We start from the raw sequence: 13,572 nt of genomic DNA, 5'->3' as shown, positions 1-13,572 counted from the left end.
TCAGCCGCGATTGGCCGACCTCGTGCGCGCCGGTATCGCGGCTGAAGCCGCTCCCACAGGGCCGTTGCTGATGAACATCTCCGCGCCCTTTATCCGTCGCCCGGTTGCCACGCTGCTGTTGAGTCTGGCGATTCTACTGCTCGGCTGGGTCAGCTTCGGTCTGCTGTCGGTGGCGCCGCTGCCGAAGATGGATTTCCCGGCCATCGTGGTCAACGCCACGCTGCCGGGCGCCAGTCCGCAGGTGATGGCGTCGAGCGTGGCCACGCCGCTGGAACGCTCGCTCGGCAGCATCGCCGGGATCAGCGAGATGACCAGTCGCAGCAGCCAGGGCAGCACGCAGATCGTCATCCTCTTCGACCTCGAACGTAACGTCGACGCCGCCGCCCGCGAGGTACAGGCGGCCATCAACGCGGCGCGCAACCTGCTGCCCAGCGGCATGCGCAGCATGCCCACCTACAAGAAGTTCAACCCGTCTCAGGCACCGATCATGGTGCTGTCGCTGACCTCGCCGTTGCTGGACAAGAGCCAGCTATACGACGTCGCCTCCACCGTGCTGGCGCAGAAGCTCGCGCAGGTACAGGGCGTCGGGCAGATCCAGATCGGCGGCAGCTCGTTGCCGGCGGTGCGGGTGGAGTTGCAGCCGCGGCTGCTCGATCAGTACGGCATCGCCCTGGACGAGGTGCGCAACGCCATCGTCCAGGCCAACGTCGACCGGCCCAAGGGAGCTGTGGAAGACGCCAGCCGCCACTGGCAGATCCAGGCCAACGACCAGCTGGAAAAAGCCGCCGACTACCAGCCGCTGATCATCCGCTACCAGAACAATGCAGCGGTGCGCCTGAGCGATGTGGCGACGGTCCGCGACTCGGTGGAGAACCGCTACAACAGCGGCTTCTACAACGACAACGACTCGGTGCTGCTGGTGATCAACCGCCAGCCCGGTGCCAATATCATCGAGACCATCGAGGACATCCGTGCCGAGCTGCCGGCGCTGCAGGCGGTTATTCCGTCCAGTGTGCAGCTGGAAGTGGCCATGGACCGCTCGCCGGTGATCCGCGCCACCCTGCACGAGGCCGAGCGCACCCTGCTGATCGCCGTAGCCCTGGTGATCCTCGTGGTGTTCGCCTTCCTCGGCCGCTGGCGTGCCGCTCTGATCCCGGCGCTGGCGGTGCCGGTGTCGCTGGTCGGCACCTTCGCGGTGATGTACCTGCTGGATTTCTCCCTCAACAACCTGTCGCTGATGGCGCTGATCATCGCCACCGGCCTGGTGGTGGACGACGCCATCGTGGTGCTGGAGAACATCTCGCGGCATATCGAGGCCGGCGAAAAGCCCATGGCGGCGGCGTTCAAGGGCGCCCAGGAAGTCGGCTTCACCCTGCTGTCGATGAACCTGTCGTTGGTTGCGGTGTTCCTCTCCATCCTGTTCATGGGCGGCATCGTCGGCAGCCTGTTCCGCGAGTTTTCCCTCACTTTGACGGTGGCGATCCTGATCTCCATGCTGGTCTCGCTGACCCTGACGCCGATGCTCTGCGCGCGTTGGCTCAAGGCTGAGGAAACCGAACGTAAGCCCGGCCGCCTGCAGCGTTTCGGTACGCGCCTGCAGGAGCGTGTGCTGGCTGGCTATGCGCGCAGCCTGGATTGGGCCCTGCGTCACTCGCGGCTGACCCTGTGCAGCCTGCTGGCGACCATCGCGTTTAACGTGTTTCTGTTCATCGAAGTGCCGAAGACCTTCATGCCGCAGCAGGACACCGGCCAACTGATCGGCTTTATCCGCGGCGACGACGGCCTGTCGTTCCAGGTCATGCAGCCGAAGATGGAGATCTACCGCCGCGGGCTGCTGGCCGATCCGGCGGTGCACAGCGTGGCCGGTTTCATCGGCGGCAGCGGCGGGATCAACAACGCCTTTCTGGTGGTGCGCCTGAAACCCATCGGTGAGCGCGGCGTATCGGCCCAAGACGTGATCGACCGCCTGCGTGACAGCGTGCCCAAGGTGCCGGGCGGACGGCTGATGCTGATGCCCGACCAGGACCTGCAGTTCGGCGGCCGCCAGGGGCGCAGCTCGGAGAACGAATACGTGCTGCTGGCCAGCAACCTGGACGACCTGCGCGAGTGGCTGCCCAAGGTGCGTGACGCCCTGGCCAAGCTGCCCGAGCTGACCGATATCGATGCCAACGAAGGCGAGGGCGCCCAGCAGATCAGCCTGCAGATCGACCGCGCCACCGCCCAGCGCCTGGGCGTGGACATGGCCATGATCACGTCGGTACTGAACAACGCCTTCAGCCAGCGGCAGATTTCCACAATCTACGACAGCCTCAACCAGTACAGCGTGGTGATGGAGATCGATCCGACGTTCGCCGAATACCCGGAGGCGCTGGACCAGATCCAGGTGATCAGCGCCGACGGTGCGCGGGTGCCGCTGTCCAGCTTCGCCCGCTGGGAACGCAGCCTGGAGGAGGACCGGGTCAACCACCAGGGCCAGTTTGCCGCGGAAAGCGTCGGCTACTCGCTGGCCGAGGACGTGACCCAGGAACAGGCCAACGCGGCGATCGGCAAGGCGGTCGCCGAACTTAATCTGCCGACCGAAATGCAGGGCATCCTCGGCGGTACGGGCGGCCAGTTCGAAAAGGCGGCCAAGGGCCAGCCCGGGATGATCCTGATGGCCCTGCTGGTGGTGTACATCGTGCTCGGCATCCTCTACGAGAGCTATATCCACCCGCTGACCATCCTCTCCACACTGCCCTCGGCCGGGGTCGGCGCGTTGCTGGCGATCATCCTCAGCGGCGGCGAGTTCAGCCTGATCTCGCTACTCGGCCTGTTCCTGCTGATCGGCGTGGTGAAGAAGAACGCCATCCTGATGATCGATCTGGCCCTGGAACTCGAGCGCCACGACCAGCTGAGCCCGCAGGAATCGATCCGCCGCGCCTGCCTGCTGCGTTTCCGGCCGATCATCATGACCACTCTGGCCGCCATGCTCGGCGCCTTGCCGCTGCTGCTGGGCATGAGCGAAGGCGCAGAAATGCGCCAGCCGCTGGGCCTGACCATCGTCGGCGGACTGATCCTCAGCCAGTTGCTGACCCTCTACACCACCCCGGTGGTTTACCTCTACCTCGACCGCCTGCGCCACCGCGTCAACCGCTGGCGCGGCGTGCGTAGTGATGCTGCCCTGGATACCCCCGTATGAAGTCTGCACTGACCCTAGGAGCGAGCTCTGCTCGCGAAGCTTTTACCTTGTCGGGATTCGCGAGCAGAACTCGCTCCTGCAGCGGCCGCCTGACGCTGTTGGCCCTGAGCCTGGCCTTGGCCAGTTGCGCCATCGGCCCGGACTACCAGCGCCCGGCTTCCGCCGAATCGGCGCAGTTCAAGCAGGCGGCCGGCTGGAAGGCTGCCGCCCCGGCCGACACTGTGCTGCGCGGCAACTGGTGGGAGCTGTACGGCGATGCCGAACTCAATGGGCTGATCGAGCGGCTCAACGCCAACAACCAGAGCCTGGCCAGCGCGGAAGCCCAATACCGGCAGGCCAAGGCCCTGGCCCGTGGCGCACGGGCCGCGTTTTTCCCGACTATCGGCCTGGACACCGGCGTCAGCCGTGTGGGGCAGGGTGGCGGCGACAGCACTATCGGCACCACCGGCGGGGTCAGCGTCAGCGGCTCGAATGCCGCACAGACCTCCAAGACCTATGACACCAGCCTGGGTGTCAGCTGGGAGCTGGATATCTGGGGCAAGTTGCGTCGTCAGCTGGAATCAGACAACGCCAGCATGCAGGCCAGCGCTGCCGACCTGGCCGCGATGCGCCTCAGTCAGCAGTCCGAGCTGGTGCAGAGCTACCTGCAGTTGCGCGTACTGGACGAACAGAAACGCCTGCTCGACGAGACCGTGGCGGCTTACCAGCAGGCGTTTCGCATCGCCGAGAACCAGTACAAGGCCGGTATCGTGCCGCGCTCCGATGTAACCCAAGCGCTGACCCAGCTGAAAAGCACCGAGGCCGAGGCGGTCGACCTGGAGTACCAGCGTGCCCAGCTGGAACACGCCCTGGCCGTGCTGGTCGGGGTAGCGCCATCGCAGTTCGAACTGGCCGCACGCGAACAGGTACCGCAGCTGCCGGCGGTACCGCTGAGCCTGCCCTCGACCTTGCTGGAGCGCCGCCCGGATATCGCCGCCGCCGAACGCCGGGTGATCGCCGCCAACGCCTCGATCGGCGTGGCCAAGGCCGCCTACTACCCGGATCTGACCCTAAGCGCCACTGGCGGCTACCGCAGCGGCAGCCTGAATGACTGGATCAGCTCGCCCAACCGCTTCTGGTCGATCGGCCCGCAGTTCGCCATGACCCTGTTCGATGGCGGGTTGATCAGTTCCCGAGTCGAACAGGCCGAGGCCAACTACGACCAGACCGTGGCCGACTACCGGCAGACGGTACTGGAGGGCTTCCGCGAAGTGGAGGATTACCTGGTGCAACTGGCCGTGCTGGAGCGCGAGGCCGTGGTACAGCAAGAAGGGCTGGATGCCGCGCGCGAATCACTGCGGCTGATCCTCAACCAGTACAAGGCCGGCACCGTGGAGTTCACCGACGTAGTCAGCGTGCAGACCAGCGCCCTGTCCAGCGAACGCACGCGCCTGACCCTGCAAGGCAACCGCCTGACCGCCAGCGTGCAGCTGATCGCCGCCCTAGGCGGTGGCTGGCAGGGGGAACTGGAATAACGGCTTCGTGCCCCCGGACCCGATGAGCCGCTGGGCTCACCCTCCCGTTTACGGTAGACGACTGCATGGAGGCAGGAGGCAGGAGGCAGGGTGAAGCATGGCGCCCGAACCGAGGGCTGGGGAGAGGGCGTGGGAATAGGGGCGCTGCCAAGATGCTAGCCGCTCAGGGCTGCACCACCGCCTCAATCAGACTGATCTTCGGCTCGCCATCAACCAGACGCAGGGTGGCGGTTTCCCGGGTGCTGGTCTGCTGAGTCTGGCCTTGCACCTGGTAGGACTCCTGCGTCCGGTCGATCACCGTGGCGCTTTGCCCGTCGTCCGCCACCTCGATGCTGTCGATGTTGACCGTCACCTGGTAACCATCGATCGCGCCCCAGCCCTGCTGCAGCAGGTCGCGATACATGGTCATGTCCAGATCCAGGCTGCCGCTGGGGTCCTTGATCTGTACGCGGGCATCCTCGCTCATATGGCGCAGAACCCCTTCGATATCCCTGGCCTGTGCGGCTGCGGTCAGTTCGGCGTACATGGCGCGGATATTGTCTTCGTTGAGCCTGTCGGCGGCGTGGGCGGCTGGTAGCACCAACAGCAACAGCGTGAAAAATAGCGTCTTCATGGTATGTCCTTATGCATGAACCTGCGCTCGCAGGCAGAGCAGAGATACTAGTGCAGCCAGGGCCAGGTTGGGTCGCCCCTAGGATTTTTCTGCTGGAATGCTGCGATTTTTTGCCGCAATCCACTGCGCCATGTACTGGGTGCTCTTGAGCATATGGTGGCGCAGCATGCCGCCGACGAAGTTGGCGCGGCGCTCGGCTGCCAGGTTGGCACGCAGGGCCAGCAGCCGCTCGATCAGTGCCTGGCCGGACTGCTGGCGGTCAAAACGTTCGGCAAGAATGCGCGCGCCATTGGCTTGCGCCTGCAACCACAGGGCCTGATTTTCATGCAGCGCCACGGCGGCTTCGGCAAAGGCCTGCGCATCGCTGACCACCGCGCCGCCCCAGGGCAGCTCGCCACACATGCCTTCGCTGCCGATCGGCGTAGTCACGCTGGGCGTGCCGCAGGCCATGGCATCGGCCAGTTTGCCCTTGATCCCTGCGCCGAAACGCAGCGGCGCCAGGCACACGCGGGCCTGCACCATCACCGCATGGGCATCGTCGGCCCAGCCCAGTACATGAAAACCCTGCTTGGGGTTGTGCAGGGCGGTGGCCTTGGGCGGCGTGTAGGAGCCGTAGACATGCAGCTGGGCCTGCGGCAGGCGCTGGCGGATCAGCGGCCAGAGTTGCTGCTTGAGCCACAGCACGGCGTCCCAGTTGGGCGCATGGCGGAAGTTGCCGATGCTGAGGAAGTGCGCACGCTCATCGAAGGTCGGCTGCGCGGTGGCCGTGGGAATCAGCATCAGCGTGCAATGCTGGAGCAGGGCGGCGGGCACGCCGAACTGCTCACACAGCAACTGCAGTTCGAAGTCGGAGATCAGCAGGGTCAGGTCGCAGCGGTAGATGGCGGCGATCTCGCGCTGCGCCATGTCGTCACTGGCCATGGCGTTGAACAGCTCAACGGCCGTGGTGCTGACGGCGCCTTGCTGGTGATTTTCCGCTTCGCTGCTGCAGGCCTGTTGCGCCGCCTTGAGCTGGCGATGACGGACATCACGCAGGCTGTGCAGATCACTGGTTTCAAGGATGCGCAGGGCATGCGGACAGGCCCTTTCGACCCGCCAGCCAAACTGCTCCTCGCTGAAGAACCGATCGAACAGTACCAGGTCCGGCTGTAAGGCACTGACGAAGGTATCGAAACTGTCGCAATTAAGGGTGATCGGCACTTCCGGCACGTCGAGCGCCGCCAGGTCGGCGCGGTGCTCGGACAGTGCCGCGGCGCTGGCGAAGGTCACGGCCCAGCGCTGGGCACGGAACAGCTCGATCAGCTCGATCATCCGGCTACCTGCTGCCGAGGAACGTGGCTCAGGCCAGACATAGCCGATGATCAGTACTTTCATGTGCGTGCGCCGGAAAAATGCAGGGCGCGAGTATAACCGCCGGCAAAAAAATCAGCTTCTAGGCACCAATAATCCTCATTTCAGTCTGGAGGTGCGCCAGCGCACCGATAGCGGCGGGCATTGGGCGCAGTGTGTGTGGAGGGCGCGATGCAGTTTTTTCAGCCACGCACAAGCTCGCATGGAGGCCAGCGCAGGAAATACAGGTCACCCGAGCCCTGTCGATCGAGTCGAACGCCCGGCAACGAGGAGAAACAACATGTCATTCGCACTTTATATCGCTGGAGCCCTGATCTTTATCGGCGGGCTGATTTACGGCGCCGTGCTGCTGGAAGTCCCCGTGCAGTGGATTGCCGCGGGCGCCTTGGTGACGCTGGGGCTGGCCTGCCTGAGTGCGGTCAAGGTGACGCGGCAAAAGGATTCTGGGGAATAGGAGGTGGCAGGGCGCCGGCTTCGCAGCGGCGCAAAGGTCCCGTTTGCAGGTGTTGCTGCAGCCCGCGCTCAGGTGCTGCACAGAGGAGAAGAGAAGATGGACGCAGTCAAGATCGTGGCGTTAGTGCTGATAATCGCCGGAGCCTTGGGGCTCGCCTATGGCGGCTTCAGCTACACCAAGGAGACCCATAACGTCGACGTGGGGCCGTTGCATATGGAGGTTGTAGAAAAACAGCAGGTCAGTATCCCGACCTGGGCCGGTTTGGGCGCCATCCTGGTGGGTGGGCTGTTGCTGGTGATACGCCGCAAAAGCTAGGGCTGCCCGTAAAAAAGCCCCACGGCAAGGAGCACTGCCGTGGGGCTGGAGTGGTCGATAAGGAGGAAATCGACCCAGGAGGAACTGGTTTAGCGTATGGCGGGTGCAACCCGCGTCGCTCTGGAGAGAGTTAGGCTTGCGGCTGCCACCCACCGCCCAGGGCCTTGTAGATGGCGACTATGCCGCGGTACAGCTCGACCTCGGCCTGGGCCTGGGCGTCTTCGGCGGCCAGGCGTTCGCGTTCGGCGTCCAGCAACACGAGGAAATCCACCGTGCCTTCGCGGTAACGCACGGCGGCCTGCTCGGCGGCGGCACGGCTGGCTTGCGACTGGCGCACCAGGGCGAGCAGACGTTGCTGGCGTTTGGCGTAGTCGCTGAAGGCGTTTTCCGATTCTTCCAGGGCCAGCAGCACCTGCTGCTCGTAGCCAGCCAGTGCGCCATCGGCTTCTGCTTCGGCACCGCGTAGACGAGCGCGCACGCTACCCAGATCAAATGCGGCCCAGCTGATGGTTGGCGCCACGCCCCAGGCCTGGGCGGCGGAAGCGCCCAGCTGCGAACCACGCCCAGCGGTGAAACCAAGGAAACCGGACAGGCTCACCCGTGGAAACAGGTCGGCAGTGGCCACCCCGACATTGGCGGTGGCGGTGGCCAGCTGACGTTCGGCGGCGCGAATATCCGGCCGGCGGCGCAGCAGCTCGGCCGGATCGCCAATCGACAACGCCTTGGCGATCACCGGCAGCGGCTTGGCCGACAGGTCGACCGTCAGTTGCTCCGGCCGCTGGCCGAGCAAGGTGGCGATGCGGTTGCGCGCCCGCGCCTGCGTGGCCTGCAGTTGCGGCAGGCTGGCTTCGGTGGCAGCCAGACGCGCGTCACTGCGCAGCACATCCAGCTCGCTGCCGACGCCGGCGTCGCGCAACTGTTCGGTGAGGCCGCGCGATTCCTGCTGGTTCTTCAGGTTGTCGCGGGCAATGCGTTCACGCAGTTGCGCGCCGCGCATGTCGCCATAGGCATCCACCAGTTCGGCGATCAGACTGACCTGCAGCTGGAACAGCTCGGCTTCGGCGACGTCCTGCGCCGCCTCGCTGGCCTCGATCTGGCGCTGGATGCGGCCGAACAGGTCGAGCTCCCAGGCCATATCCAGGCCCAGGTCGTAACGCTCCTGGCGGATGCGCTCCTCGCTGGTCGGCGGTTGCTGGGCCTTGCCGAACTCGCCACTGGCACGACTGGTGATGGTCGGCAACTGGTCGTTGGCCGCGTCGTCACGGATGGCGCGGGCGGCGCGCAGACGGGCGAAGGCCACGCGCAGCTCACGGTTTTCCTTGAGCGACTGCTGCACCAGCTGATTCAGCGTCGGGTCATCGAACTGCTGCCACCAGACCGCCTCGAAGCGCGTGCGGTCATAGTTGCCGGCTTCCAGGCTGTTCAGCTGGGCCGGCGCGGTGGCTGGGGCCTGATAGTCGGGGCCGACGGCGCAGGCGCTGACAGCCAGTGCCAGCGCTGCCGGGATAAACAGCCTGTAGGAGCGGAGGGGGACGCCCAGTCCTCTGCGCGCGAAGCTCTTGAAACCGCTCAGGTGATCCGCTCGCGAGCAGAGCTCGCTCCTACGGAGGCTAGGCAACGGGCTCATGGCTGCACCTCCTGCAGGCGCGCGGCTTTTTGCGCTTCGCGTTTCTCCACGAAGCCGCGAATCAGCACGTAGAACACCGGGGTCAGCAGCAGGCCGAAGAAGGTCACGCCGAGCATGCCGCTGAATACCGCGACGCCCATGGCATGGCGCATCTCGGCGCCGGCACCGGAAGACAGCACCAGCGGCACCACACCCATGATGAAGGCGAAGCTGGTCATCAGGATCGGCCGCAGGCGCAGGCGGCAGGCTTCCAGCACCGCGCTGACGCGGTCCATGCCTTCTTCCTGTTTCTCCTTGGCGAACTCGACGATCAGGATGGCGTTCTTGCACGCCAGGCCCACCAGTACGATCAAGCCGATCTGGGTGAAGATGTTGTTGTCGCCTCCAGCCAGGATCACCCCGGTGATGGCCGACAGCAGGGTCATCGGCACGATCAGGATCACCGCCAGCGGCAGGCTCCAGCTTTCGTACTGGGCGGCCAGCACCAGGAAGGCCAGCAGCACGCAGAGCGGGAAGACGAAGATCGCGCTGTTACCGGCGAGAATCTGTTGGTAGGTCAGGTCGGTCCATTCGAAGCTCATGCCGTTGGGCAATTCTTCCTTGAGCAGCTTGGCGATTGCCGCTTCGGCCTGGCCGGAGCTGTAGCCGGGAGCTGCTGCACCATTGATCTCGGCGGTGAGGAAGCCGTTGTAATGCATCACCCGATCCGGGCCGGAGCTGGCATCCACCTTGAGGAAAGCCGACAGCGGCACCATTTCCCCGCGGTTGTTGCGCACCTTGAGCTGGCCGATCTGCTCCGGCTCCAGGCGGAACTGCTGCTCGGCCTGCACGTTGACCTGGTAGGTACGGCCAAAGCGGTTGAAGTCGTTGGCGTAAAGCGAGCCCAGGTAGATCTGCATGGTGTCGAAGATGTCGCTGATCGCCACGCCGTGGGTCTTGGCCTTTTCGCGGTCGATGGCGGCATCGATCTGCGGCACATTGACCTGGTAGCTGGTGAACACCGACATCGGGTCCAGCTCTGGCAGCTGGCGGGCCTTGGCGATGACATTCTGGGTCTGCACATACAGCTCGTCATAGCCGAGGTTGCCACGGTCTTGCACCTGCAGGCGGAAGCCGCCGATGGTGCCCAGGCCTTGTACCGGCGGTGGCGGGAAGATGGCGATATAGGCGTCCTGGATTTCGCTGAACTGCGCGTTCAGCTCCGCGGCGATGGCGGTGGCACTCATCGACGGATCACTGCGCTCATCGAACGGCTTGAGTGGGGTGAAGACGATGCCGCTGTTCGGGCTGTTGGTGAAGCCGTTGATCGACAGACCCGGGAAGGCCACGGTGTTTTCTACACCGGGGTGCTTGCCGGCAATTTCCGACATCTTCTTGATCACGTCTTCGGTGCGATCAAGCGTTGCCGCATCCGGCAGCTGGGCGAAGGCGACCAGGTACTGCTTGTCCTGCGCCGGCACAAAGCCTGTGGGCGTGGTGGCAAAGCCCAGGTAGGTCAGGCCCATCAAGCCGGCATAGACGAACAGGGCGATGCCGCTGCCGCGCAGCACGCGCTTCACGGTGCCGACATAGCCGTGGCTGGCGCGGTCGAACAGGCGGTTGAACGGGGTGAACAGCCAGCCACCAAACAGCTTGTCGAGCACCTTGGAGAAACGGTCTTTCGGCGCGTCGTGGCTTTTCAGCAGCACGGCAGCAAGGGCAGGGGACAGGGTCAGCGAGTTGAAGGCCGAGATTACCGTGGAGATGGCGATGGTCAGCGCGAACTGCTGGTAGAACTGTCCGGTAAGGCCAGAGATAAAGGCGGTCGGCACGAACACGGCGCACAGCACCAGGGCGGTGGCGACGATGGGACCGGTGACTTCCTTCATCGCCTGCTTGGTGGCCTCCACCGGCGACTTGCCCAGGCCGATATTACGTTCGACGTTCTCCACCACGACGATGGCGTCGTCCACCACGATGCCGATGGCCAGCACCAGGCCGAACAGCGACAGCGCGTTGAGCGAGAAACCGAACATGTGCATCACGGCGAAGGTGCCGATCAGCGACACCGGCACGGCGGCCAGCGGGATGATCGAGGCGCGCCAGGTCTGCAGGAACAGAATCACCACCAGTACCACCAGGATGATGGCTTCGAGCAGGGTGTGTACCACCGCCTCGATGGAACCGCGCACGAAGATGGTCGGGTCGTAGACGATCTCGTAGTCCACACCCTGCGGGAAGCTCTGCTTCAGCTCGGCCATGCGCGCGCGCACCGCATCGGAAATCTCGATGGCGTTGGAGCCGGGGCGCTGGAATACCGGGATGGCGACTGCCGGCTTGTTGTTGAGCAAGGAGCGCAGGGCGTACTGGCTGGAGCCCAGTTCGATGCGGGCGATGTCCTTCAGGCGGGTGATTTCGCCATCTTCACCGGCGCGGATGATGATGTTCTCGAACTCTTCCTCACTGACCAGACGGCCCTGGGTGTTGATCGACAGCTGGAAGCTGTTGCCCGCATCCGACGGCGGCGCACCGAGCGAACCGGCGGCGACCTGGCGGTTCTGCTCACGAATGGCGTTGACCACATCCGAGGCAGTCAGGTTGCGCGAAGCCACCTTGTTCGGGTCCAGCCACACGCGCAGCGAGTAGTTGCCGAGGCCGAACAGCTGCACGTCACCCACACCGTCCAAACGCGCCAGCTCGTCCTTGACGTTGAGCGCGGCGTAGTTGGACAGGTAGAGCATGTCGTAGCGGTCGTCCGGCGAGGTCAGGTGCACGACCATGGTCAGGTCGGGCGAGGCCTTGTCGACGGTCACGCCGAGGCGCTGCACTTCGGTGGGCAGGGTCGGCATGGTGCGGGTCACGCGGTTCTGCACCTGCACCTGGGCGTTGTCCAGGTCGGTGCCGAGGGCGAAGGTGATGGTCAGGGTCAGCTTGCCGTCGGCGGTGCCCTGGGAGGACATGTAGAGCATGCCCTCGACCCCGGTGATCGCCTGTTCCAGCGGCGAGGCGACGGTTTCGCCGATCACCTTGGGGTTGGCGCCGGGGAAGGCGGCGCGCACCACCACGGTGGGCGGCACCACTTCCGGGTATTCGCTGATCGGCAGCTGGAACAGCGAGATGGCGCCGCCGATCAGGATCAGCAGCGACAGCACGGCGGCGAAGATCGGCCGCTGGATAAAGAATTGCGAGAAATTCATCGTCTTCTACCTGTTAGCCGCGCGGCGCAGTGGCGGGCTTGGCGGTTTTCTCGGCCACGCGCGGGGCGGCGCTGGCGTCCACGGCCTGGCGTTGACTGGCCAGGGCGGCGAGGGTTTGCTCGTCGGCCATCGGCACGGCCTGCGGATCGACCGTCGAGCCGGGGAAGGCGCGCTGCAGGCCGTTGACCACGATCTTCTCGCCCTTGGCCAGGCCCTTGCGCACAATGCGTAGGCCTTCCAGCTTCGGCCCCAGCTCGATGGCGCGGTATTGCACGGCGTTGTCCTTGTCGAGCACCAGGACGAACTTCTTGCCCAGGTCGGTGCCGACCGCGGCGTCCTGAATCAGTGTGGCGTCGTACTTGCTGCTGCCCACCAGTTTCAGCCGTGCATACAGGCCGGGGGTGAAGCGGCCATCGCGGTTGTCGAACACGGCGCGGCCACGGATGGTGCCGGTCTGCGGGTTGACCTGGTTGTCGAGGAAGTCCAGCTGACCGAGGTGCGGGTTGCCGTCTTCGCTGGACAGGCCGAGGTATACCGGGCTGGCATCGCGGGTCTGGCCACCGGACTGGCGGGCCAGCTCGACGTACTTGAGGAACACGCGCTCGTCGGCGTCGAAGTAGGCGTAGACCTTGTCGGTGGAGACCAGGGTGGTCAGCAGCGACTGGCCGGCGCCCACCAGGTTGCCTTCGGTGATCTCGGCGCGGCTGACACGACCGTCGATGGGTGCGGTGATGCGGGTGAAGCTGAGGTTGAGCTTGGCGTTGTCCAGTTCGGCCTGGGCGGCGGCAACGGCGGCCTGGGCCTCGGTGGCGGCGCTGGCGCGGGCATCCGCCAGCTCGGCAGAGATTGCGTTGCTCTGGCGCAGACGTTCACCGCGGCGGGCCTCATTGGCGGCGCGGGTGTGGCTGGCGCGGGCTTGTTGCACTTGCGCCTGCAGGCGCTTGACCTCGGCCTCGAACGGGCGCGGGTCGATCTGGAACAGCAGGTCGCCTTTCTTCACCAGGCTGCCTTCGCGGAAGGCCACGCGGTCGATGTAGCCGGAGACACGCGGACGCACTTCCACCGACTCCGGAGCTTCCAGGCGACCGGTGAACTCGTCCCATTCGTTGATCGGCTGCTGAATCACTTCGGCCACGCTGACCTTGGCGGCTGGCTGCTGGGCGGCGCTTTCCGGCGCCTTGCCGCAGGCACTGAGTACCAGAATCGCGGCGAGGGCCAGGGGATAGCGCAAGAAGGGGGTAGGAAACCGGTCCATGTGAGAACTCCGCCAGATTGGATTTACGAATGGGCGGAGTCTGCGACGCTGAGTTGCACGCGACGAATCGATCAATTCGAAGGTGAGTAT

Annotated in this window: 9 protein-coding genes; 4 read left to right on the top strand and 5 right to left on the bottom strand. The window is 65.0% G+C overall.

From position 1 onward, the window contains the following. Positions 1–70: 70 nt before the first annotated feature. The gene (locus H3H45_RS11545) at positions 71–3,178 is read left to right on the top strand and encodes an efflux RND transporter permease subunit (protein ID WP_182833857.1); all 3,108 of its coding nucleotides are present in this window, start codon (positions 71–73) and stop codon (positions 3,176–3,178) included. Continuing rightward, positions 3,175–4,692 (top strand): efflux transporter outer membrane subunit, encoded by a 1,518-nt coding sequence (locus tag H3H45_RS11540; RefSeq protein ID WP_182833856.1) that lies wholly within the window; start codon positions 3,175–3,177, stop codon positions 4,690–4,692. The genes H3H45_RS11545 and H3H45_RS11540 overlap by 4 nt, the downstream gene beginning before the upstream one ends. 163 nt (positions 4,693–4,855) lie before the next feature. Here H3H45_RS11540 and H3H45_RS11535 read toward each other — a convergent pair whose 3' ends face one another. Next, the gene (locus H3H45_RS11535; protein WP_182833855.1) at positions 4,856–5,305 is read right to left on the bottom strand and encodes a DUF4440 domain-containing protein; all 450 of its coding nucleotides are present in this window, start codon (positions 5,303–5,305) and stop codon (positions 4,856–4,858) included. A 78-nt stretch (positions 5,306–5,383) separates the two neighbouring features. Beyond that, entirely contained in the window at positions 5,384–6,679 is a 1,296-nt protein-coding gene (locus H3H45_RS11530; protein ID WP_182833854.1) for a glycosyltransferase, read from the bottom strand. Here H3H45_RS11530 and H3H45_RS11525 point away from each other — a divergent pair. Together H3H45_RS11525 and H3H45_RS11520 are read left to right on the top strand one after the other, a co-directional pair. Next, entirely contained in the window at positions 6,663–7,109 is a 447-nt protein-coding gene (locus H3H45_RS11525) for a hypothetical protein (RefSeq protein ID WP_182833916.1), read from the top strand. The two genes, H3H45_RS11530 and H3H45_RS11525, sit on opposite strands and share 17 nt — an antisense overlap. Positions 7,110–7,205: 96 nt before the next feature. Beyond that, entirely contained in the window at positions 7,206–7,424 is a 219-nt protein-coding gene (locus H3H45_RS11520) for an LPXTG cell wall anchor domain-containing protein (RefSeq protein WP_182833853.1), read from the top strand. A 130-nt stretch (positions 7,425–7,554) separates the two neighbouring features. Here the strand turns inward: H3H45_RS11520 and H3H45_RS11515 are convergent, their stop codons facing one another. From H3H45_RS11515 to mexE, 3 genes are read right to left on the bottom strand one after another with little or no spacing between them, the layout of a single operon-like run. Then, complete coding sequence (locus H3H45_RS11515; protein ID WP_182833852.1) at positions 7,555–9,051, bottom strand: efflux transporter outer membrane subunit; 1,497 nt, start codon at positions 9,049–9,051, stop codon at positions 7,555–7,557. Beyond that, entirely contained in the window at positions 9,048–12,227 is a 3,180-nt protein-coding gene (locus tag H3H45_RS11510) for an efflux RND transporter permease subunit (protein ID WP_182833851.1), read from the bottom strand. Before H3H45_RS11510 ends, H3H45_RS11515 begins: the two co-directional genes overlap by 4 nt. 13 nt (positions 12,228–12,240) lie before the next feature. Then, positions 12,241–13,482 carry a multidrug efflux RND transporter periplasmic adaptor subunit MexE gene (mexE, locus tag H3H45_RS11505; protein WP_182833850.1) on the bottom strand — a complete coding sequence of 414 codons (1,242 nt, stop codon included), beginning with the start codon at positions 13,480–13,482 and terminating at the stop codon, positions 12,241–12,243. Between the last annotated feature and the right edge of the window lie 90 nt (positions 13,483–13,572).

The sequence above is a fragment of the Aquipseudomonas guryensis genome, assembly GCF_014164785.1.
GTDB classification, from domain to species: Bacteria; Pseudomonadota; Gammaproteobacteria; order Pseudomonadales; family Pseudomonadaceae; genus Aquipseudomonas; species Aquipseudomonas guryensis.
Note: the sequence above shows the minus strand (reverse complement) of the source record. Positions and strands in the feature narration are given on the sequence as shown.